This is a genomic window from Burkholderia sp. Bp9143 (assembly GCF_003853645.1).
GTDB lineage: Bacteria > Pseudomonadota > Gammaproteobacteria > Burkholderiales > Burkholderiaceae > Burkholderia.
Genome location: NZ_QTPO01000012.1, coordinates 112,167 through 133,982, shown reverse-complemented (window position 1 = coordinate 133,982; position 21,816 = coordinate 112,167). Strand labels below are relative to the sequence as shown.

Genomic DNA, 21,816 nt, shown 5'->3' with positions numbered 1-21,816 from the left:
GGCGATCCACCCTGTGCGGCCGGCAAGAATTCAGTGTCGCGCTACACCGCGTGCGGTGCGACGATGCGTCCGGCGTCGATGGTGACCGTCGTCGCGCAACGCCGCGCGAGTTCGGCATCGTGCGTGACGAGCACGAGCGTCGCGCCGTGCGTGCGGTTGAGCTCGAACATCAGGTCGATGACCGCGTGGCCCGTGGCCGCATCGAGGCTGCCGGTCGGTTCGTCGGCGAACAGGATCGCCGGATGCGTGACGAACGCGCGCGCAAGCGCGACACGCTGCTGCTCACCACCCGACAGCAGCTTCGGATAATGCGCGGTGCGCTCGGCGAGACCGACCTGCACGAGCAGTGCGCGGGCACGATCGGCCGCGTCGCGCGCACTGATGCCGCCTTGCAGTTCGAGCGGCAGCATCACGTTCTCGAGTGCCGTCAGGTGCGGCATCAACTGGAACGACTGGAAGACGAACCCGACTGCGCCGTTGCGCAGCGCGGCGCGCTCGTCCTCGTCGAGCTGGTCGAGCGCGCGGCCGAGCAGGCGAACCGTGCCGCTCGTTGCACTGTCCAACCCCGCAAGCAGGCCGAGCAGTGTCGATTTGCCCGACCCCGATGCGCCGACGATCGCGAGGCTGCTGCCGGGCCGCACGGCGAGCGTGATGCCGTCGAGGATCGTCAGCTCGCCCGTTGCATCGGCAACCCGCTTGCATACGTCATGGACTTCAATGATCGGATCGGTAATCTTGAACATGGACACGACATTCCGCTGGAAAAGGCGCGCGGCGCTCGCCGCGCTGCTGGGCACCCTGGCCGCAACAACCATGCCCGCCCGCGCCGCGACGGCGGCGACCCCGACATCGGGCCAGCCCGCGCTCGTCGTGCTCGGCGACAGCCTGTCGGCCGAATACGGGTTGCCGCGCGACACCGGCTGGGTTGCGCTGCTGCGGCAACGGCTCGCGACCGAGCGAATCGATTATAGCGTCGCGAACGCAAGCGTCAGCGGCGACACCACGAGCGGCGGCCGCGCGCGACTGCCCGCGGTGCTGCAACGGCTCAAGCCATCGATCGTCGTCGTCGAGCTCGGCTCGAACGATGCGCTGCGCGGCGTGCCGCTCGCCACGACCGAGCAGAACCTGCGCGGCATCATCGCCGATGCGCGGCAGGCACACGCGAAGGTCGTGCTGGTCGGCATGTACGTGCCGCCCAACTACGGACCCGACTACACGCAGAAATTCCATGCGGTCTATACGCGGCTGTCGAAGGAACTGGGCGTACCGCTCGTGCCGTTCCTGCTGGCCGGCATCGAGAACAAGCCGGAGATGTTCCAGTCGGACCAGATGCATCCCGCGCAGCAGGCACAGGGCATCCTGCTCGACAACGTCTGGCCGGCGCTGAAGCCGCTGCTCGGCAAGCCGCGCGGCTGACCTCACGACTCGCCACCGCCGGAAAGCAAAAAGCCCCGCTTCGAGCGGGGCTTTTTGTTGCTGCGTGCGCAACCGTGAACGGCGCTTCGCCTGGTTGTCGCTTGGCTACCGCTTAGTTGCCGCCGTCCTGCGACTGGCTCTGCGTGGTGCCGTACAGCTTCACCTTCGAGCGGTCGCGCAGCGCGGCGAGATACGCTTCGCCTTCGCTTTGCGATTCAACCTGCGCCATCTGCTGCTGCGCGGCCGCGAGCTGCTGCGGATCGACGGCCGTACCCGCGATCACCCCGTTCACGCGATAGATCGCGTAGCCGTCCGCACCGAGATCGACACCGACATACGCCGGCAGCGTCTTCGCATCGACCTTGTAGACGGCGCTCAGCGCCGCCGGCGTCAGGCCCTGCGACTGCGTGCGCGACACCTTCTGCGCGGCCGCGAAGCCATCCGCCGACTTCGATTTCTGCAGTTCGGCCAGCTTCGCCGCGCCGTCCTTCTTCGCGAGTTCCGCTGCCTGCTCGGCGACGACCTTCTGACGCACCGCGTCCTTGATCGTGTCGAGCGCCGGCACGGCAGCCGGCTTGTAGTCGGTCACGCGCGCCGAGATCAGCGTGTTGTTGCCCACGTCGATCGCCTGCGTGTTGTTCTGGTTCTTCACCGAGTCGTTCGCGAACACGGCGGTGAGGAGCTTCGGATTGTTCAGCGGGCTCGTCGGCGGCAGTTGCGGATTCGGCGTCGGCGTGACGGTGGCCGTCTGGATCGTCAGCTTGTACTTGTCGGCGGCCGGCTGCAGCGTCTTCGCCTTTTCATACACGGTCGACGTGAAGCCTTCCGCGTTGTCCGAGAACGCCTTCGCTGCGTACTGCTGCTTCAGGTCGACTGCGATCTGGTCCTTCACGTCCGCGAACGGCTTGACCACCGACGGCTTCACTTCCGTCGCCTTCAGGACGTGGAAGCCGAGGTCCGATTGCACGATACCGCTCACGTCGCCCTGCTTCAGCGCGAATGCGGCATCGTCGAACGCCTTGCCGCCCGCGGTCGAGCCGCGCGTGATGAAACCGAGATCGCCGCCCTTCGCTGCCGACGGTGCATCCTGCGAGCTCTTTTGCGCGATCTGCGCGAACTGGTCCGGATGCGCCTTCACGTCGGCCAGCAGCTGCTCGGCCTTCGCCTTCGCGGCCGCCTTGTCGGCCGCGCTTGCGTCGCTCGCCGCGGCGATGAAGATGTGGCTCACGCGCACCTGCGCTTCCGAGCGGAAGTGAGTCGGGTTGTCGTCGTAGAACTTCTTGATGTCCGCCTCGGTCGGCTGCGCGCTCGCGGCGGCCGCTGCCGGCGAATAGACGAGATACTGGATCGTCGCGGTTTCCGGCGTCGCGAAGCCCTGCTTGTGCGCGTCGTAGTACGCGGTGAGCTGTGCGTCGGTCGGCTGCACCTTCGCCGCGTAGTCGCTCGTCTTCAACACGAGCGCCTGCACTTCGCGCTGCTGCGCGGCCAGCTCCGACAGGCGTTGCGCCGGGCCCTTCGGCGTGAACGCGCTCGCGACGATGCTCGCCGGAATCTGCTGCAGCGCGAGGCTGTAGCGCACACGTTCCTGGTACTGCTCGGGCGTCATCCCCTGGAACGACAGCAGCTGCGCGTAGCGTGCGACGTCGATCGAACCGTCGGGCTTCTTCAGCGACGCGATCATCGGGTCGCTCATCAGCGCATCGCGCACGGCGTTGTCGGATGCGGTCAGGTGCAGGCGTTGCGTCTCGTCGGCCAGCACGCGTTGCTGGATCAGGCCGTCGAGCACTTGCTTGCGATGTTCGGGCGTGTCGAACACCTTGATGTCGAACTGCCCGCCGAGCGCCTGGCGCGCCTGGTCGATCTGCTGACGGAACGCGCCGTCGAATTCGACCCGCGTGATCTTGTGCCCGTTGATCGCCGCGACGTTCGCGCTGTCGTCGAAGAAGCCGCGGAAACCTTGGATCCCGACGAAACCCAGCCCCGGCAATACGATTAGGAGCAGGAGCGCCATCATCAGGCGCTGGTGATTACGGAAGAAATCGAGCATGCGTGACGGGAAAATTGGACAAAACGTCCGATATTACAACATACAGGGTGGCACGGGAGAAAAGCAGGTGCGCAACGGACGGGCGCAACCGACGACACAAATGAAAAAGCCCGCACAAGGCGGGCTTTTTCATTTTCTGGCGGAGCGGACGGGACTCGAACCCGCGACCCCCGGCGTGACAGGCCGGTATTCTAACCGACTGAACTACCGCTCCTTGGTCTGGCTGAATCGGGAAACTGGTGGGTGCTGAGGGGTTCGAACCCCCGACCTACGCCTTGTAAGGGCGCCGCTCTACCAGCTGAGCTAAGCACCCGTTTCCGATTCGTTCTGGCTGCGACCTGCGTTTCGGCATCAACAACCAGCGAGCCCGCAAGTTTAATTCATCCCCGATCATTTTGCCAAGCCCATGCGCAAAAATTTTTAACGCGCTGCTCGACACACGACACCGACGCGCATAAAAAAACCCGCGGACACGCCGCGGGTTTCGTGAACAACCGTCAGCGACGGCGTTCAGGTTCTCAGTGCTTGACGACTTCCGTCGAGCCGGCATCCTTCGCCGCCTCGCCGACCGGTGCCGCAGCCTTCGCCTCTTCTTCCGGCGGCAGCGGGGTTGGCGTACGTTCGAGCGCGAGCTCGAGCACCTTGTCGATCCAGCGGACCGGCACGATCTCGATCGCGTTCTTCACGTTGTCCGGAATGTCCGCGAGATCCTTCACGTTCTCTTCCGGGATCAGCACGAGCTTGATGCCGCCGCGATGCGCAGCCAGCAGCTTTTCCTTCAGCCCGCCGATCGGCAGCACTTCGCCACGCAGCGTGATCTCGCCCGTCATCGCGACATCGGCACGCACGGGGATCCCCGTCAGCACCGACACCAGCGCGGTCGTCATCGCACCGCCGGCGGACGGACCGTCCTTCGGCGTCGCGCCTTCCGGCACGTGGATGTGGATGTCCTGCTTCTCGAACGCTTCGTCCTTGATGCCCAGACGGCGCGAACGCGAGCGCACGACCGAACGTGCGGCCTCGACCGACTCCTTCATCACGTCGCCGAGCGAACCCGTGCGGATCACGTTGCCCTTGCCCGGCATCACCGCGGCTTCGATCGTCAGCAGGTCGCCGCCGACCTCCGTCCACGCGAGGCCCGTCACCTGACCGACCTGGTTTTCCTTCGCCGCGAGGCCGAAGTCGTACTTGCGCACGCCGAGGAACGTATCGAGATTCTCGCCATCGACCTTGATCGCGCCCGATGCCTTCTTCAGCAGCAGCATCTTCACGACCTTGCGGCAGATCTTCGACACTTCCCGCTCGAGCGAACGCACACCGGCTTCGCGCGTGTAGTAGCGGATGATGTCGCGGATCGCCTGCTCGGCGACCTCGATCTCGCCGTCCTTCAGGCCGTTGTTCTTCTTCTGCTTCGGCAACAGGTAACGCTGCGCGATGCTGACCTTCTCGTCTTCCGTGTAGCCCGACAGACGAATCACTTCCATCCGGTCGAGCAGCGGCGGCGGGATGTTCAGCGAGTTCGACGTCGCGACGAACATCACGTCCGACAGGTCGAAGTCGACCTCGATGTAGTGGTCGGCGAACGTATGGTTCTGTTCCGGATCGAGCACTTCGAGCAGCGCCGACGACGGATCGCCGCGGAAATCCATGCCCATCTTGTCGACTTCGTCGAGCAGGAAGAGCGGATTGCGCACGCCGACCTTCGCGAGGCTTTGCAGGATCTTGCCCGGCATCGAGCCGATGTACGTGCGGCGGTGACCGCGGATCTCGGCTTCGTCACGCACGCCGCCGAGCGCCATCCGGACGAACTTGCGGTTCGTCGCACGGGCGATCGACTGGCCGAGCGAGGTCTTGCCGACGCCCGGGGGCCCGACGAGGCACAGGATCGGCGCCTTGACCTTGTCGACGCGCTGTTGCACCGCGAGATACTCGAGGATGCGTTCCTTCACCTTCTCGAGGCCGAAGTGATCCTCGTCGAGCACCTGCTCGGCGTTCGACAGGTCGTTGTTGACCTTGCTCTTCTTGCGCCACGGCAGGCCGATCAGCGTGTCGATGTAGTTGCGCACGACGGTCGCTTCCGCCGACATCGGCGACATCAGCTTCAGCTTCTTGAGCTCGGCGTCGGCCTTCTTCTTCGCTTCCTTCGGCATGCGCGCGGCGTTGATGCGCTTCTCGAGTTCCTCGAGATCCGCACCCTCTTCGCCTTCGCCCAGTTCCTTCTGGATCGCCTTGACCTGTTCGTTCAGGTAGTACTCGCGCTGGCTCTTTTCCATCTGGCGCTTCACGCGCCCGCGAATGCGCTTTTCGACCTGCAGGATGTCGATCTCGGCTTCGAGCTGCGCGAGCAGGTGCTCGAGGCGCTCGATGACCGGGAACATCTCGAGGATGTGCTGCTTCTGGTCGAGCTTCAGCGGCAGACGCTCGGCGATCATGTCCGCGAGGCGACCGGCTTCATCGATGCCCGACAGCGACGTGAGAATCTCCGGCGGGATCTTCTTGTTCAGCTTCACGTACTGGTCGAACTGCGACACGATCGCGCGGCGCAGCGCTTCCGTTTCCGCGCTGTCGGCGTGATCGGGCTCGAGCGGCATCACTTCGCAGGAGAACTGCGTCTCCTGCTCTTCGATCGACAACGCCTTCGCACGCTGCAGGCCCTCGACGAGCACCTTCACGGTGCCGTCCGGCAGCTTCAGCATCTGCAGGATGTTGGCGATACAACCGACCTCGTACATGTCCTTTTCGGTCGGTTCGTCCTTGGCCGCGGTTTTCTGGGCGACGAGCATGATGTGCTTGCCGCCTTCCATCGCTGCTTCGAGGGCCTTGATCGATTTCGGCCGGCCCACGAAGAGCGGAATGACCATGTGCGGGAAAACGACGACGTCCCGCAGCGGCAGCAGCGGGAGCGTGATGCGTTCCGGCGGGAGAAGTTGGGTGCCTGACATTTCATTTCCCCATGAGTGGAATCAATTGTTCGGTAATTGAGGCCGCCACAACGAATTGCAAGCCTTCAAGTGCGGGAAATATTCGGTAAGAAAGTAACCACCGCGTGTCGAGTCAGAGTTACCCACAAGATAAACGAAAAAAAGCCGCCCACGGACTCATGAACGGCCTTTTTCGCAGAACATCGTCGGCAAGCCGGTCAGTTCGAACCCGCCACCTTCGGCGTGTCCTCATAGATCAGCAAGGGTTTGCCGTCGCCATCGATGACGTTCTCGTCGATGATGACCTTGCTGACCCCTTTCATCGCCGGCAGCTCGTACATCACGTCGAGCAATGCCTGTTCGATGATCGAACGCAAACCGCGCGCGCCGGTCTTGCGGCGGATCGCCTTGCGGGCGACTGCCTGCAGCGCGCCCGGCCGGATTTCCAGCTCGACGCGCTCCATCGCGAACAGCTTGTGATACTGCTTGACGAGCGCGTTCTTCGGCTCGACAAGAATCTTCATCAGCGCGGCTTCATCGAGCTTGCCGAGCGTCGCGACCACCGGCAGACGGCCGATCAATTCGGGGATCAGACCGAATTTGATCAGGTCTTCCGGTTCCGTTTCGCGCAGCACTTCGCCCGCGTCGCGTTCCTGCTTGCTCTTGACCGTCGCGCCGAAGCCGATGCCCGTCTTTTCGGTGCGATCGGTGATCACCTTCTCGAGACCGTCGAACGCGCCGCCGCAGATGAACAGGATGTTGGTCGTGTCGACCTGGATGAAATCCTGGTTCGGGTGCTTGCGGCCGCCCTGCGGCGGCACCGACGCCATCGTGCCTTCAACGAGCTTCAGCAGGGCCTGCTGGACGCCCTCGCCCGACACGTCGCGCGTGATCGACGGGTTGTCCGACTTGCGGCTGATCTTGTCGATTTCGTCGATGTAGACGATCCCGCGCTGGGCCTTGTCGACCTCGTAGTTGCAGTTCTGCAACAGCTTCTGGATGATGTTCTCGACGTCCTCGCCGACGTAGCCGGCTTCGGTCAGCGTCGTCGCATCGGCGATCACGAACGGCACGTTCAGCAACCGCGCGAGCGTCTGCGCGAGCAGCGTCTTGCCGGAGCCCGTCGGGCCGATCAGCAGGATGTTGCTCTTCGACAGCTCGACGTCGTCCTTCTTGTCGAGATGCTTCAGGCGCTTGTAGTGGTTGTACACGGCCACCGCGAGGATTTTCTTCGCGCGTTCCTGGCCGATCACGTACTGATCGAGGATGTCGCGAATTTCCTGCGGGCTCGGCAGATCCGACCGGGACAGGCTGGCCTCGACGCCGGCGGCAGCCGCCTCGTCGCGAATGATCTCGTTGCAGAGGTCGATGCACTCATCGCAGATGAATACCGACGGGCCCGCAATGAGTTTCTTCACCTCATGCTGGCTCTTCCCGCAAAACGAGCAATACAACAGCTTCTCGCTGTTCGAACCTTTTTTGTCCGCCATGAATGTAGAGCCTCCGGACAGGTAGATGACATGATACGCCGAATGCTCCGAACGCCGCGCCTAGGGCGCGACCGGAGCCGGCTGGATGCGCTTGCCGCAGATGCTCAAGGCACTCGGGACGTTGCTGGGGCGCCGCGCGAATCGGGGCGGCACCCCACTTAAGCTCACGGGCGCTTCAGCAGCACCTGATCGATCAGCCCGTACGCCTTCGCGTCCTCGCTCGACATGAAGTTATCACGGTCGGTGTCGCGCGCGATGCGCTCGACGTCCTGGCCCGTGTGCTGCGCGAGCAGGTTGTTCAGCCGTTCCTTCAGATAGAGGATTTCGCGTGCCTGGATCTCGATGTCGGACGCCTGGCCGCGTGCGCCGCCGAGCGGCTGGTGAATCATCACGCGCGAGTTCGGCAGCGCGAAGCGCTTGCCCTTCGCGCCCGACGCGAGCAGGAACGCGCCCATGCTGGCCGCGAGGCCCATGCAGAGGGTCGAAACGTCCGGCTTGATGAACTGCATCGTGTCGTAGATCGCCATGCCGGCCGATACCGAGCCGCCCGGGCTGTTGATGTAGAGGCTGATGTCCTTGTCGGGATTCTCGCTCTCGAGGAACAGCAATTGCGCGACCACGAGGTTGGCGGTCTGGTCGTTCACTTCGCCGACCATGAACACCAGGCGCTCCTTCAGGAGACGCGAATAGATATCGTACGAACGCTCGCCGCGGCCGCTCGTTTCGACGACGATCGGCACCAGCCCCAGCGCTTGCGCCTCGAAACCCTGCGGCGCGTTCGAAGCAAGCATGTCCAGCAATTCAGCGCGAGTGATCATTCAATGAACCTTGTTCGAATGGAAAATTGAACGGAGGGAAGCCGCCCGCTCAATCGCCATATTAATGGCAACCGTGCGCTTGACGTAAAAACGGCGTGCGGGCCGTCGCTCCGACAGCCGGCACGCCGCTAGAGCGACACTTACGCTTGCGCCGATGCGCTCGCGAGTGCCTCGAAGCTCACTTCCTTGTCCGTCACCTTTGCCTTGCCCAGCACGAAGTCGACGACGTTGCTTTCAACGACGAACGCTTCCATCTCGGCGAGGCGCTGCTGGTTGGAATAATACCAGCGGACCACTTCCTTCGGGTCTTCGTAGCTCTTCGCGAACTCGTCGACTTCCGCGCGGATCTGTTCCGGCTTCGCTTCGAGGCTGTTCGACTTCACGAGCTCGGCCAGCACGAGGCCCAGCTTCACGCGACGCTCTGCCTGCTCGGCGAACATCTCGGCCGGGATCGGTGCGTCCTTCGCGTTCGGCACGCCGCGCTGCGCCAGATCCTGGCGAGCCATTTCGACGAGGCGTTGCTGGTCCTGCTCGATCAGCGCCTTCGGCACGTCGAGTTCGGAAATCTTCAGCAGCGCGTCCATCACCTGGTTCTTGACGATGGCTTGCGTGCGACGCTTCGCTTCGCGCTCGAGGTTTTCCTTGATCTCGCCGCGCATCTTCGTCAGGTCGCCGTCTTCGATGCCGAGCGACTTCGCGAATTCGCCGTCGATTTCCGGCAGGTGCGGCCACTCGATCTTCTTCATCGTGACCGTGAATTGCGCCGTCTTGCCCGCCACGTCCTTGCCGTGGTAGTCGTCCGGGAACTTCAGGTCGAACGTACGCTGTTCGCCAGCCTTCAGGCCGAGCGCCGCCGTTTCGAATTCCGGCAGCATGCGGCCTTCGCCGAGCACGAACGGGAAGTCTTCGGCCGTGCCGCCCTGGAACGCGACGTCGTCGATCTTGCCGACGAAGTCGACCGTCACGCGGTCGCCGTTCTTCGCTGCGGTGTCCGCGCCGCCGTCGCCGTGCTCGCCGGCTTCGCCGCGAGCGTGGAAGTGCACGCGCTGCTTGCGCAGGATGTCGAGCGTGCGGTCGATTTCGGCGTCGCCGATCGACGTCGTCGAGCGCTCGACTTCAGCCGCCGCCAGATCGCCGATCTTCACTTCCGGGTAGACCTCGAACGTCGCGTCGAACGCGTACGCGTCTTCAACCTGCTCCTGCTTCGGCTCGAAGCTCGGCTGGCCAGCGACGCGCAGGTTTTCCGCGCGGCTGATCGTGAAGAACTCCTGGCCGATCTTGTCGCTCAGCACTTCCGCCTCGACCTGACCCGCGTACTGCTGGGCAACCATCTTCAGCGGCACCTTGCCCGGGCGGAAACCCGGCATGCGAACGTTCTTCGCGAGTTTCTGGATACGGGCGTCGATTTCCTTCTGCACGGTGTCTTTCGGCAGGGAAATCGTCACGCGGCGTTCAAGCTTGCCGAGGTTCTCAACAACGTTAGCCATGGCTTCAATCGTCCTAAAATTATTCGAGCGAATCGGGTTTTCCTTGCCGTGCCTGCCTGCGGCGTGAGGGCATCACCTGCACACGCCGCGCCGGAGCGCCACGCCATCCCTGCACGCGCCGGATGGCTAGCGCAAGCGGCTCGGAGCACGGCTTTGGCCGGAAGAATCGACTATTCTAGCAAACAATTTTCCTCATACCGCCAGATCGGCGCGACAACCATGCGCGCCCGCGGTGCCGCACGCTCCCGTGCACGACGATGCGCGCGGATCGCCGCTATGCCGAACGCCGTATCCACCGCCGGCCCGCCATCCTGTAAGCTCCGATTGAAGGTGCGCCGCGGTCGCGGCCGCCATTATTCACACCAATCACGCCTTCCGGAGACACCATGCCGCAACACCCGTCCGCGCCTGTCGTCGTCATCGCGCCCGATTCGTTCAAAGGCTCGCTTTCCGCCGAGCAGGTCGCGAACGCGATCGCCACCGGCATCCGCCGCGCCCGGCCCGATGCGGTCGTGCGCTGCTGCCCGATGGCCGACGGCGGCGAAGGCACGCTCGATGCGATGCTGGCAGGCGGCGGCACGCGGCGCGTGCTGCGGGTGGCCGGCGCGTCGCTCGCGGCACGCGATGCGGCGGCCGGCGTGATCGACGCGCGCACCGCGATCGTCGAAACGGCCGAGATCGTCGGCATTACCGACGCGGTCGGCATGAGCGTGCCGGTCGACGCGCGCAGCACGCGCGGGATGGGCGAAGCGATCCGCACGCTGCTCGACGAGGGTGTCCGCCGCTTCTTCGTCGCGCTCGGCGGCAGCAGCACCAACGACGCGGGTGCGGGGTTGCTCGCGGGCCTCGGCCTGCAATGCTTCGACGCGGCCGGCCAGCCGGTCGAACCCGTCCCGGCGCGGCTCGCCGACATCGCGCGGATTGACGCGTCGGGGCTCGACCCGCGCCTGAAGGAAGCGGAATTCATCGGCATGTCCGACGTCGACAACCCGTTGACCGGTACGCACGGCGCGACCGCGGTGTTCGGGCCGCAAAAGGGTGTGACACCCGAGCAGGTTGCGACCCTCGACGCAGCGCTCGGCCATTTCGCCGACCTGCTCGAGGCTGCGCTCGATCGGCATGGTCGCGACCTGGCCGGCGCCGGCGCCGCCGGCGGTCTCGGATTCGCGCTGCACATGCTGGGCGCGCAGTTCGAAGCCGGCGCGGAAGTCGTCGCGCGGCAGGTCGGGCTCGATGCGGCACTCGCCGGCGCCGACTGGCTGATCACCGGCGAAGGCCGCTCCGACGTGCAGACGCTGCATGGCAAGGCGCCGTTCATCGCCTGCCGTCATGCGCGGGCAGCGCGTGTGCCCGCGTCGCTGCTGTCGGGCGCGGTCGACCCGGCCGCGCTGCCGCGCCTGTCCGAACACTTTTCCGGCTGCTTCTCGCCCGCGCCCGGCCCGATCACGCTCGACGTCGCGATCCGCGATGCGGCGAACCTGCTCGCGAACGAAGCCGAACAGTTGACACGGCTGAAGTACGGCGCACACTGACCGTTGACCCGAGCGCGCGATACAGGAACAATCGGGCCCGCCCTTTTTCTTCAGGATTCGACATGAAAGGCCGTCAAGCCGGGCTCGATCAGTTTCTGACCTATCGCCTCCATGCGCTCACGAAGCGATCCGACCGCGGGATTACCGAGATGTACCGGCACAAGCTGGACATCTCGCTGCCCGAGGCGCGCGTGATCGCCGCCGTCGGCGCCTTCGGTCCGTTTTCGATCATGGATCTGGCGCGCCACACCAACCTCGACAAGAGCCAGGCGAGCCGCGCGGCGGAAGCGCTGCTGCGCCAGGGGCTGCTCGAGCGCAGCGCGAGCGAGGAGGACGGCCGGATCGTGCTGATCGCGCTGACCGCCGACGGCCGCGCGCTGCATCGCAAGATCATGCCGATCGTGCGCAAGTGGAATGAAGGCTTGCTCGCGTGCCTGTCCGACAGCGAGCGCCAGACGTTCGAGCGGCTGCTCGACAAGGTGGTCGCGAACGCGGTCGAACGCGACGACTGAGTCGTGCAGCGGGCGTAATCGGTGCCGCACCTGTATCGCGAAGGCGTGGCATACGCGGGAATCGTTGCGGCGGCTTCACACGTATTTCAGGCGCGACCGAGCGCCCGACGCTTTATTCAGATGAATCCTGCGGGCCGCCCGAGTCGCGCAAGTGCACGGGCGGCGGCCCGGCTTCCCTTGCCGGGGTACCGGACGACTGCCCGCCGCTTTTTCACCCTTCTGCGCGCCCGCCCCGCCATCGCCGCAGCGCCCCCCCTTCGCTATAGCCCGCTGTTCGCCGCGCGCTGACGCAGCAACCCCAACACCGCGTCGCAATACGGCGTCGGCACGTCGAGCTTGCGTCCCAGTTCCGGAAACACGCCGAGGATCGGCCCGATTTCCAGCGGTCGCCCAGCCTCGAAATCCTGCAGCATCGACGTCTTGAACGCGCCGAGTTTGCGCGTCACGGCAATCCGTTCCGGCCCGCTCATCCCCGTATCGAGACCGAGCTTCGCGCCGATCGCGGTCGCCTCCTCCATCATCCGCAACGCGAGATCCTGCGTGAACGGATCGTCGAGCAGTTGCTCGGCGGTCGAACCCGTCAGCGCGCTCAACGGATTCATGTTCATGTTGCCCCACAGCTTTGCCCAGATCTCGGTGCGAATCGCCGGCGTCGACTCGACGTCGAAGCCGCCCGCGGCGAGCGCCGCCGCGAACCGCGCGGTCGGCGCGTCGAGCCGATGATCGGGCGAGCCGATGATCAGGCGGTTGCCGCGGCCGCGGCGCACGATACCCGGCGCGTCGGTGCTCGACGACAGGTGCACGACACAGCCGATCGCCTGCGCGGGCGGCAGCGCCGCCGAGACCGCGCCCGCCGGGTCGACCGCGTCCAGCGGCACGCCGTCGAGCGGGCCCGCGAGCCCGTGCGTGAACCACCACGGCAGTCCGTTCATCGCGGCGACGATCACCGTGCCCGGTCCAACCAGCGGCGCGATGCGCGCGGCCAGCGCGGGCAACGCCTGCGCCTTCAGCGCGATCACCACGTAGTCCTGCACGCCGAGCGCGGCCGCGTCGTCGCTCGCGCGCACCGGGACCGACGACACGGTGCCCGCCTCGTCGATCACGCGTATGCCTTGCGCGTTCAGTGCATCGAGCGTCGCACCGCGCGCGAATGCGCTCACCGTCGTGCCGGCCCGCGACAGCGCGGCCGCGAGCAACCCGCCGATCGCGCCCACACCGACCACCGCCGCGCGCACCGACCCTGAATTCGTGTCGTTCATGATGGAATTCCGTCTACCGGGAGCTGACGAGCATAACGCTCAATGGTTGCGGATACAACCATTTACACAAGAACCTGCGCGCCCGTGTTCGTACGCGCGATTCAGCGTTGCGCGACGCCCGCCTCCATCGGCTCGTCGTCGGTCGGACCGCCCGTCGCGCCGAGCACGCCGGCGATCTGGCTCTTGTCGTGCATGCCCAGCTTGCGGTACGCGCAGCGCAAATAGTGACGCACGGTCGTCGGCGAAATCGCCATCTGCTGCGCGACCTCCTTGTGCGAACGGCCGGCACCGTAATAGCGAATCGCCGCCAGCTCGCGCGGGCTCAGCCGATCGAGCAGCGAGCGCGGCCGCGCCTCGATCTGGAACAGTCCCGCGACGGGCACGCACTGGATGCGCAACGCGTCGCCGATGAACGGCTGGCTCGACTGGCGCCGCACATGCGCGACCAGCGGCTCCGGCACGCGCGGGCCCGTCCACGCCGGCCATTCGGTCCGCAGCACGTCGTCGAAGCCCTGATCGGCGTGATGCAGCACGCCGAAGTTGTCGCACAGCGCGCGCGCCGCCGGCACAACCGCGTCGCCGCGCTCACGCGTGAGCTGTGCCGCGCGATTGATCGTCAGCGCGGCCGCCAGATGCGGGATCACTTCCTCGAAGCGGCTCGCGTCGTCGTCGCTGAACGGACGGTTCAGGCCCTGACGGTAGATCGACATGAACGTCGTCAGCCCGAAGCGGCGATCGAGCGTGCACACGCACATCAGTTGCGCCAGCCCGTACTTCACGCACCAGTCGCGAAACCGCGCGTCGAACCCGGGCTCGACGACCGACAACCGCACCGCGCGACCGCGCGCGCCGAGCAGCGTGCGCTGCGCGAGCGGATCGCAGTCGCGCACGCGCTTCCAGTCGCTGAAGAACAAGTGCGGAAGACGGTACAGGAAACTGTTGTGCATTACGGGACCGGTCGGCACGTGCGTCGCGACGCCGGTCCACGCGGCGTCGAACGGGATGAGCCCCTGCAGCAGCGAAAAGAAACGGCATTCGAATTCGCCGATGCACGACTGCGCGGCGACCGCGTACAGATCGAGCAGCATCAGGCCGAGTTCGCGCCGCGCCGCGTCGCCGCGCGTCACGCCGTCGAAATCGGCGCGGCGGGACGGCACCGGCGGCCAGGCGGATTCGTCGAGCACGATCGCGGCCGGCACGTCGCGCAGCGCGTCGAGATCATGCCCGATATCCGTCGTGATCCTCACCTTTCGCTCCCCTGCCCGATCGGGCCGCTGATGCGCGCAGCGCAGACCGGCCGATTATAGCGACCGGCATTTTTGGCGGGCTCCGCTGCCGGAACACGCGACAACCCCATCCATTTGAACGGTCCACCGCCCGTTGCTGCCGCGCAGCACGCCGCCCCGCGGCGTCGCGGCACGCCCATGCCGGACACCGCGGGTTTTCCATACCGTTCATCTGCACGACTGTTCGCCGGTTTTCCCGCTGCGGACACTGCGTCGCGACAACAGCAACGACAAACGATGCAGGACGGTATGGAGAACCCCTCGTGATGACACCTCGCTTCATCCGCACGACCACGGCGGCCACGGCGCTCGCCGCGTGCAGCCTCGCCGCGCACGCGCAATCGACCCTCACGCTGTACGGCGCGCTCGACGCCGGCGTGCAGTACCTGACGCATGCCGACGGACGGCACGCGGCCGTCCGGTTGCAGAACTACGGAATCCTGCCGTCGCAGGTCGGGTTGAAGGGCACCGAGGATCTCGGCGGCGGCTGGCGCGCGCTGTTCAAGCTCGAACAGGGCCTCAACGTCAACGACGGCACCGCGACCGTCCCGGGCTACGCGTTCTTCCGCGGCGCGTACGTCGGCATCGCGGGGCCCGTCGGCACCGTCACGCTCGGCCGGCAGTTCAGCGTGCTGTTCGACAAGACGCTGTTCTACGACCCGCTGTGGTATGCGTCGTACAGCGGCCAGGGCGTGCTCGTACCGATGGACGCGAACTTCATCGATCACGCGATCAAGTACCAGTCGCCGACGTTCGCCGGCTTCGATGTCGAGGCCCTCGCCGCGACGGCCGGCGTCGCGGGCAACACGCGCGCCGGGCGCGTGCTCGAACTCGGTGGCCAGTACACGAGCAACGGGCTGTCGGTCAGCGCGGTGCTGCATCAGGCGCACGGCGACGTGTCGGCAGCGGACGACGCGTCCGCGCGCCGCCGCGCGCTCGGCACGCTCGCCGCGCGTTATGCGTTCGCAACGCTGCCGCTCACCGTCTACGCGGGCGTCGAACGACTGACCGGCGACCTCGATGCGGCGCGCACGATCGTCTGGGGCGGCGCGCGTTATCTGACGTCGGGCGGAATCGGGCTGAACGTGGGCGTCTACCACACCGATTCGCACGCGCCTGCGATCGGCCACCCGACGCTGTTCATCGCGAGCACCACCTACGCGCTGTCGAAACGCACCGTCGCCTACGTGAACATCGGCTATGCGCGCAACAGCGGCCAGAGCTCACAAACCGTCTACGAATACGACCCGACGCCGCTCGCCGGCGCATCGCAGTTCGGCGCGATGGTCGGCATGTACCACCTGTTCTGATTCCGTCCAGCGAGCTCCCGCGATGAAAACCCTTTGCTCCTCCGATGCCGCGCCGCCATCCGACGGTCGCGCGTCGCCTTTCGCGCGCTCGACGCTCGTCGCACTCGTCGTGTTCGCGGCCATCACGCCGCTGCTGCTGCTCGTCGCACCGGCCGTCGCCGGTCAGCTCGCGACGCAGCTCGGGCTGTCCGCGTCGCAGATCGGCACCTACTTCTTCGTCGAACTCGGCGCGTTCAGCCTCGCGACCGTGCCGTCGTACCTGTGGCTCGGCCGCGTCGATGCGCGCCGCGTCGCCGCCTGCGCGATCGTGCTGTTCGGCGCGTGCAATCTCCTGACCGCGTGGTGGATGCCCGGCTTCGTCACGCTGCTCGCGCTGCGTGCCGTCACCGCGCTCGGCGGCGGCTCGCTGATGGTGCTCTGCATGACCAGCGCGGCCACGAGCGAGAACAGCGATCGCGTGTACGGGCTTTGGGTCGCCGGCCAGTTGATCGCCGGCGCGATCGGCCTGTTCGTGCTGCCGCATGTGTTCGCCGCATTCGGGCTGCGCGCGCTGTATGTCGCGCTGGCCGCGCTCGCGCTGCTTGCCGCGCCGCTGTCGCGCGGCTTTCCGGCAACGCTCGGCGTACGGACCGCATCGGCGCAGGCCGCGCGCCGCGCCGCGGGGGACGCGTCAAGGCGCTTCGTCGCGCTCGCGATCGGTGCGGTGCTGACGTTCTATCTCGCGATCGGCAGCGTGTGGACGTTCGCGAGCCGCGCGGCGGCGGCGGCCGGACTCGATGCGCAGTCGACCGGCAACGTGCTCGCGATCGCGAGCGTGATGGGGATTGCCGGCGCGGCACTCGCATCGTGCGCGGGCGGCCGGCTTGCGCGGCGCGCGATGCTGGCCACCGGTTACGCGCTGCTCGCGGCGTCGCTCGTCGCACTCGCCGCGCTGCCGCATGCGCGCGGCTACAGTGCCGCGATCTTCGCGTTCAAGTTCGCGTGGACGTTCGTACTGCCGTTCATTCTCGCGACCGTCGCGCAGATCGATACGTCCGGGCGCCTCGTCGCGACGCTCAATTTCGTGATCGGTGCGGGGCTCGCGGCCGGCCCGCTGCTGGCCGGACTGTTGCTCGATGCCGGCGGCACGATGCACGTGCTGTTCGCGGCCGCCACCGCCGCCGCGATCGCGTCGTTCACCGCGCTGCGTCATATCGATCGCCGCGCGCGGATTTCCGTGGCTTCCATTTCCTCCCAACCGTGACAGGTCAAGCACATCCATGAATCGCACTGCCTTCTACACCGACGAACGCACTTTCTGGCACACCGGCGGCACGCACGCGCTGTTCTTTCCGGTCGGCGGCTGGGTTCAGCCGCCGTCGAGCGCCGGCTACGCGGAATCGCCCGATTCGAAGCGCCGCTTCCTGTCGCTCTTGCAGGCGTCGGGCCTGGCCGACCACGTCGACATGCGCGGCGCCGCGCCGGCCACCACCGGCGATCTGCTGCGCATTCATCCGGCTAGCTATCTCGACGCGTTCCGCGCGCTCAGCAATGCGAACGGCGGCGACCTCGGCGATCTCGCGCCGTTCGGCAAGGGTAGCTACGAGATCGCCGCGCTGTCCGCGGGCCTTGCGATCGCGGCCGTCGATGCGGTTGTCGCCGAGCGCGCGGCCAACGCGTTCTCGCTGTCGCGACCGCCCGGCCATCACTGCCTGCGCGATCGCCCGATGGGCTTCTGCCTGCTCGCGAACATCCCGATCGCGATCGAGGCCGCGCGCGCGAAGCATGGCATCGACCGCGTCGCGGTGATCGATTGGGACGTGCATCACGGCAACGGCACGCAGTCGATCTACTACGACGATCCGGACACGCTGACGATCTCGCTGCACCAGGACCGCTGCTTCCCGCCCGGCTACAGCGGCGGCGGCGATCGCGGCGAGGGCGCGGGCGTCGGCGCGAACCTGAACGTGCCGCTGCTCGCGGGCAGCGGTGACGACGCGTATCGCCATGCGTTCGAGCGCATCGTGCTACCGGCGCTGGAGCGGTTCCGGCCGGAGCTGATCGTCGTCGCGAGCGGCCTCGACGCGAGCGCAGTCGATCCGCTCGCGCGCATGCAGTTGCATACCGACAGTTACCGGTACATGACGCGCGCGGTGAAGGAGGCGGCACGGCGCCACTGCGGCGGACGGCTCGTGATCGTGCACGAGGGCGGCTATTCGGAGGCGTACGTGCCGTTCTGCGGACTCGCGATCGTCGAGGAACTGGCCGGCATCCGCACCGATGTCGCCGATCCGATGCTCGACCTCGCGATCGCACAGCAGCCGGGCGAGCGGTTCGTCACGTTCCAGCGCGAGCTGCTCGACGAACTGGCCGTGTCGTTCGGGTTGTAACGCACGCTCACCAACGATACGGGGCCGACCCTTGCGCGATCGGTGCGGATGGGGTTTCCTGTGCTTTTACACCTGCCAGGCCCGGGCCCCCTCTTCAGATGAAATCGTCTCCGCGCGATCCCGACACCAACGACAAAGCGCGCCGCCAGCCTTCGAAGCTCGCGCTGAATATCGCCGCGGTGCTGGTCGGCCTCATCACGTTCGCGATCGGCGTGGCGTGGTTGATCTATAGCTGGATCGTCGATCGCGAAGCGCAGTATTTCGCGATTCCGCTGGTGTTTTCGGTACCGGTGATCGTGGCGGTCACGGTACGGAGTTTCTGGGATTAGGCACGCTCCGAACGACAAAGCGCCGCGGTCGTTCGACGCGCGGCGCTTTCTGTCCATCATCTGTGCGGTAGCGAGATGTGCGGTTCGCTCCCGGCCGCTTACAGGCCGGCATGCCTGCACGGGTTGGGGACGGTACCCTGATACCCGCTGGCAAAACCGAGCGCGGAACCGAGCAGCGCCGTGCCGACCGATTTCAGGACGGTATCGCCCGTCAGCGACACTCCGCTCGGGATCGGTCGGCCCGAATAGGCCGAGCACGCCGGGGAGACTGCGTCCATCGGTACGGGCTTGGCGCTCCACGCGACGTTGTCGGCGGCCGTCGTGGCGGATGCCGGTACGGCCAGCGCGAGCGTGAGTACTGCAATCGATGTGTGTGCGATGTTCTTCTTCATGGACGGTCCTCGGCAAAACGCGCTGCGTGTAGGAATTGTAATGAAGATATTACACGCGATCCGAATGTCCGCGCGCTCGACGGCCGCCGCGTATCGGCGAAAAGCCGTCATCAACAAAAAAGCGCTGCCGGTCAGCCGACCGGCAGCGCTTTTTCGGGAACGGCCCTTGGCGGGGCACGTTCGACTTCGTGGTGCGTGAGGCCGGACTCGAACCGGCACACCCTTGCGGGCGTCAGGACCTAAACCTGGTGCGTCTACCAATTTCGCCACTCACGCGCATTTCCGTCGCCTGACCGCGCGGCACGCAAGATGCGTTCTCCACGCGCCCGGGACGTCATGCCGGCTCGAAAACCAGCACGCCCGATCAGGCGAGCGCGAGATTCTACCCGATCTGCGCAGCATTGTCTCGCCCCGCCGGCGTCCGTCGGACAGCGGTGCTAGAATGCCGCGCTCGACGTGCCGGCCACGCGCCGGCGCGCGTCCCCGAACCCGCCTCCGCCACGATCCCACCCGTGAACTTCGACGACTACTGTCAGCAAAAGGCCGCCCCCGCGGGCTCCAGCGTCTACTACGCGCTGCGCCAAGCGCCGCTCGCCGCCGAACCGCGCCTGATGGCCCTGTTCGCGCTGCGCCGCGAACTCGAGGAAACCGTCAAGGAAACCAGCGATCCGACCGTCGGACACACGAAGCTCGCGTGGTGGCACAAGGAACTCGCGGCGCTCGCCGCCGGCGAACCGTCGCACCCGGTCACGAAGGCGCTCGCGCAGCATCACCCGGCGATCGGGGCCGAAACCGACGCGCTGCGCACGCTCGTCAACGGTTACGGGATGGATCTCGAACAGGCGCGTTACCTGGATTTCGCGAACCTGCAGCGCTACATCGCGCAGGTCGGCGGCACCTTCGCGTCGCTGGTCGCGCGCGCAAGCGCCGCGAATCCGGCCGAACCGCAACCGTGGGCAGCAGATGCCGGCCACGCGCTGATGCTTGCGCAATTCGTGCAGGAACTCGGCAACGACGCGCGCCATGGACGCATCTATTTGCCGATCGACGAACTGCAACGCTACAACGTGACCGCGGCCGACCTGCTGAATCGCCGCTACAGCCCGGCCTTCACCGAGCTGCTGCAGTTTCAGACGGCCCGCGCGCGCGAAGCGCTCGCCGCCGCCGACGCCGCGATCCCCGCTTCCGAACGCCGCGCGCAGCGCACGCTGCGTGCGCAGATTGCACTGGCCGGCGCACTGCTCGACGAAATCGAACGCGACGGCTACCAGGTGCTGCACCAGCGCATCGCGCTGACGCCGATCCGCAAGCTGTGGATCGCGTGGCGCGCCGCACGCCGCCGCTGATCCGCCCCGTCGCGCACGACCACGTCACACCCTCAGCAGCGGCAGCGTGTCGAAGCGCTGCTGCAGCACGTGCGTCGCATCGAGCCCCCACCACGGCCCGAGCACGGTCGCATAGAGCTGGCGGAAATCGACCGCGACCGGCAGGTTGCCGTTGCCGTCGAGACGCCCGAGTGCCGGCGGCGCGCCGTACAGCCCGCCGGCCACGCGGCCGCCCATCACGAAATGCGGCGCGGCGGTACCGTGATCGGTGCCGTTGCTCTGGTTCTCGCGCACGCGCCGCCCGAATTCCGCATACGTCATCACGAGCGTCTGGTTCCAGCGCCCGAGCTCGACCAGCGCGCCGCGCATCGCACTCATCCCTTCCGCGAACTGCTTGAGCAACGCAGCCTGCTGCCCCGGCTGGTTCTGGTGCGTATCGAAACCGTTGAGCGTGAGCCGGAGCACCGCGACGCCGTCCTGCGCACCGGCCCCCGACGCCTCGCATGCCGCGAGCACCTGCATCGCGGTCTTCACCGACGTACCGAACGTACCGGACGGAAAGGCCGTCCTGAACTCGCGCATCCCGCCGCGCGGGCGCAACCGGTCGGCCGCCTTCACGATGTCGTTCTCGACGTCGATGATGTGCGCGAGCGCCGGGTTCCGTTCGCGCAGCGACGACGGTTCGGCCAATCGCGCCGCGCGGATGAACTGCGCGGGATTGACGAGCGCGATCGCGCGCGCGCCGTTCGCGAGCGGCCCCATCTCCGCACTGCCGAGCACGACGCCGTCCGCCGCGAAGCCGGGCGGCACCGGCGCCTGCGCGAACGTGCGCGTGAGCCAGCCTTCGTGCAGGTACTGATCCGAGCGCGACGCGGTATCCCAGATCTCGATCGAGCGGAAATGCGACAGGTTCGGCTGCGGATAACCGACGCCCTGCACGATCGCGACCTGTCCGTCGCGCCACAGCGGCATCAACGGCGCGAGCGACGGGTGCAGCCCGGTCTGCGCATCGAGCTGCAGCACCTGGTCGCGCTTGATGCCGATGCCGCGGCGGAACTGGTAGTAGAGCGGATCCGCATACGGCACCACCGTGTTGAGGCCGTCGTTACCGCCCTTCAACTCGACGAGGATCAGCACGTTCGCATAGCCGGCCGCCGGCTGCCGCCCCGCCGCGGCCAACGATGCCGCCTGCGCGGGCGGCTGCCACAACGACACGCCCGCCGCGGCCGCGGCGCCCGTCAGCGTCAGAAAATCACGTCGGTTCATCGTGCATCCTTCGGGTCGCCGTGCGGTATGGCCACCGCGGCAGCGCGCCTGTTCGTC

General features: G+C 66.6%; 18 protein-coding genes and 3 tRNA genes. 8 read left to right on the top strand and 13 right to left on the bottom strand.

Features of this window, described 5'->3' with window-relative positions; genetic code table 11:
- Positions 1-41 precede the first annotated feature (41 nt).
- Positions 42-743 carry an ABC transporter ATP-binding protein gene (locus DIE23_RS11830; protein WP_124612281.1) on the bottom strand — a complete coding sequence of 234 codons (702 nt, stop codon included), beginning with the start codon at positions 741-743 and terminating at the stop codon, positions 42-44.
- Between DIE23_RS11830 and DIE23_RS11825 the strand changes: the two genes are divergently transcribed.
- Positions 742-1,416: an arylesterase gene (locus DIE23_RS11825; RefSeq protein ID WP_124612280.1), complete on the top strand. Its 675-nt coding sequence runs from the start codon at positions 742-744 to the stop codon at positions 1,414-1,416. The two genes, DIE23_RS11830 and DIE23_RS11825, sit on opposite strands and share 2 nt — an antisense overlap.
- Before the next feature lie 112 nt (positions 1,417-1,528).
- On the opposite strand, the gene DIE23_RS11820 is transcribed toward DIE23_RS11825, so the two are convergent.
- From DIE23_RS11820 to tig, 7 genes are all read right to left on the bottom strand, one after another.
- Entirely contained in the window at positions 1,529-3,463 is a 1,935-nt protein-coding gene (locus DIE23_RS11820) for a SurA N-terminal domain-containing protein (RefSeq protein WP_124612279.1), read from the bottom strand.
- 137 nt (positions 3,464-3,600) lie between these two features.
- Positions 3,601-3,677: transfer RNA gene (locus tag DIE23_RS11815), tRNA-Asp, on the bottom strand.
- A 23-nt stretch (positions 3,678-3,700) separates the two neighbouring features.
- Positions 3,701-3,776, bottom strand: a tRNA-Val gene (locus DIE23_RS11810).
- 205 nt (positions 3,777-3,981) lie between these two features.
- Positions 3,982-6,405: an endopeptidase La gene (gene lon, locus DIE23_RS11805; RefSeq protein WP_060348425.1), complete on the bottom strand. Its 2,424-nt coding sequence runs from the start codon at positions 6,403-6,405 to the stop codon at positions 3,982-3,984.
- A 197-nt stretch (positions 6,406-6,602) separates the two neighbouring features.
- Complete coding sequence (gene clpX / locus DIE23_RS11800; RefSeq protein WP_006754177.1) at positions 6,603-7,874, bottom strand: ATP-dependent Clp protease ATP-binding subunit ClpX; 1,272 nt, start codon at positions 7,872-7,874, stop codon at positions 6,603-6,605.
- A 164-nt stretch (positions 7,875-8,038) separates the two neighbouring features.
- Positions 8,039-8,692 carry an ATP-dependent Clp endopeptidase proteolytic subunit ClpP gene (gene clpP, locus DIE23_RS11795; protein ID WP_006496351.1) on the bottom strand — a complete coding sequence of 218 codons (654 nt, stop codon included), beginning with the start codon at positions 8,690-8,692 and terminating at the stop codon, positions 8,039-8,041.
- Positions 8,693-8,832: 140 nt separating this feature from the next.
- A complete protein-coding gene (gene tig, locus DIE23_RS11790) occupies positions 8,833-10,179 on the bottom strand; it encodes a trigger factor (RefSeq protein ID WP_124612278.1) in 1,347 nt (448 codons plus the stop codon).
- Positions 10,180-10,565: 386 nt separating this feature from the next.
- On the opposite strand from tig, the gene DIE23_RS11785 reads away from it, so the two are divergent.
- A complete protein-coding gene (locus tag DIE23_RS11785; RefSeq protein WP_124612277.1) occupies positions 10,566-11,711 on the top strand; it encodes a glycerate kinase in 1,146 nt (381 codons plus the stop codon).
- Between the two features lie 62 nt (positions 11,712-11,773).
- Entirely contained in the window at positions 11,774-12,223 is a 450-nt protein-coding gene (locus tag DIE23_RS11780; protein ID WP_124612276.1) for a MarR family winged helix-turn-helix transcriptional regulator, read from the top strand.
- A 260-nt stretch (positions 12,224-12,483) separates the two neighbouring features.
- On the opposite strand, the gene DIE23_RS11775 is transcribed toward DIE23_RS11780, so the two are convergent.
- Both DIE23_RS11775 and DIE23_RS11770 read right to left on the bottom strand, forming a co-directional pair.
- Complete coding sequence (locus DIE23_RS11775) at positions 12,484-13,482, bottom strand: 2-dehydropantoate 2-reductase (protein WP_124612275.1); 999 nt, start codon at positions 13,480-13,482, stop codon at positions 12,484-12,486.
- Positions 13,483-13,583: 101 nt separating this feature from the next.
- Positions 13,584-14,729 (bottom strand): helix-turn-helix transcriptional regulator, encoded by a 1,146-nt coding sequence (locus tag DIE23_RS11770; RefSeq protein ID WP_124612274.1) that lies wholly within the window; start codon positions 14,727-14,729, stop codon positions 13,584-13,586.
- Positions 14,730-15,031: 302 nt separating this feature from the next.
- On the opposite strand from DIE23_RS11770, the gene DIE23_RS11765 reads away from it, so the two are divergent.
- The 4 genes from DIE23_RS11765 to DIE23_RS11750 all read left to right on the top strand — a co-directional run bounded on the left by DIE23_RS11765 (position 15,032) and on the right by DIE23_RS11750 (position 18,776).
- Positions 15,032-16,078, top strand: coding sequence for a porin (locus DIE23_RS11765; RefSeq protein ID WP_124612273.1), 1,047 nt, complete (start codon positions 15,032-15,034; stop codon positions 16,076-16,078).
- 22 nt (positions 16,079-16,100) lie between these two features.
- Positions 16,101-17,321 carry an MFS transporter gene (locus DIE23_RS11760; RefSeq protein ID WP_124612272.1) on the top strand — a complete coding sequence of 407 codons (1,221 nt, stop codon included), beginning with the start codon at positions 16,101-16,103 and terminating at the stop codon, positions 17,319-17,321.
- A 16-nt stretch (positions 17,322-17,337) separates the two neighbouring features.
- Positions 17,338-18,447: a class II histone deacetylase gene (locus DIE23_RS11755; protein ID WP_124612271.1), complete on the top strand. Its 1,110-nt coding sequence runs from the start codon at positions 17,338-17,340 to the stop codon at positions 18,445-18,447.
- Positions 18,448-18,545: 98 nt separating this feature from the next.
- Positions 18,546-18,776, top strand: a complete 231-nt coding sequence (locus DIE23_RS11750) for a hypothetical protein (protein ID WP_124612270.1) — start codon at positions 18,546-18,548, stop codon at positions 18,774-18,776.
- 98 nt (positions 18,777-18,874) lie between these two features.
- Here the strand turns inward: DIE23_RS11750 and DIE23_RS11745 are convergent, their stop codons facing one another.
- Positions 18,875-19,168: a hypothetical protein gene (locus tag DIE23_RS11745; protein ID WP_124612269.1), complete on the bottom strand. Its 294-nt coding sequence runs from the start codon at positions 19,166-19,168 to the stop codon at positions 18,875-18,877.
- A gap of 189 nt (positions 19,169-19,357) precedes the next feature.
- Positions 19,358-19,444, bottom strand: a tRNA-Leu gene (locus DIE23_RS11740).
- A 236-nt stretch (positions 19,445-19,680) separates the two neighbouring features.
- On the opposite strand from DIE23_RS11740, the gene hpnD reads away from it, so the two are divergent.
- Positions 19,681-20,514: a presqualene diphosphate synthase HpnD gene (gene hpnD / locus DIE23_RS11735; protein ID WP_124612268.1), complete on the top strand. Its 834-nt coding sequence runs from the start codon at positions 19,681-19,683 to the stop codon at positions 20,512-20,514.
- A 24-nt stretch (positions 20,515-20,538) separates the two neighbouring features.
- Here the strand turns inward: hpnD and DIE23_RS11730 are convergent, their stop codons facing one another.
- Positions 20,539-21,759: a DUF1501 domain-containing protein gene (locus DIE23_RS11730; protein WP_124612267.1), complete on the bottom strand. Its 1,221-nt coding sequence runs from the start codon at positions 21,757-21,759 to the stop codon at positions 20,539-20,541.
- Between the last annotated feature and the right edge of the window lie 57 nt (positions 21,760-21,816).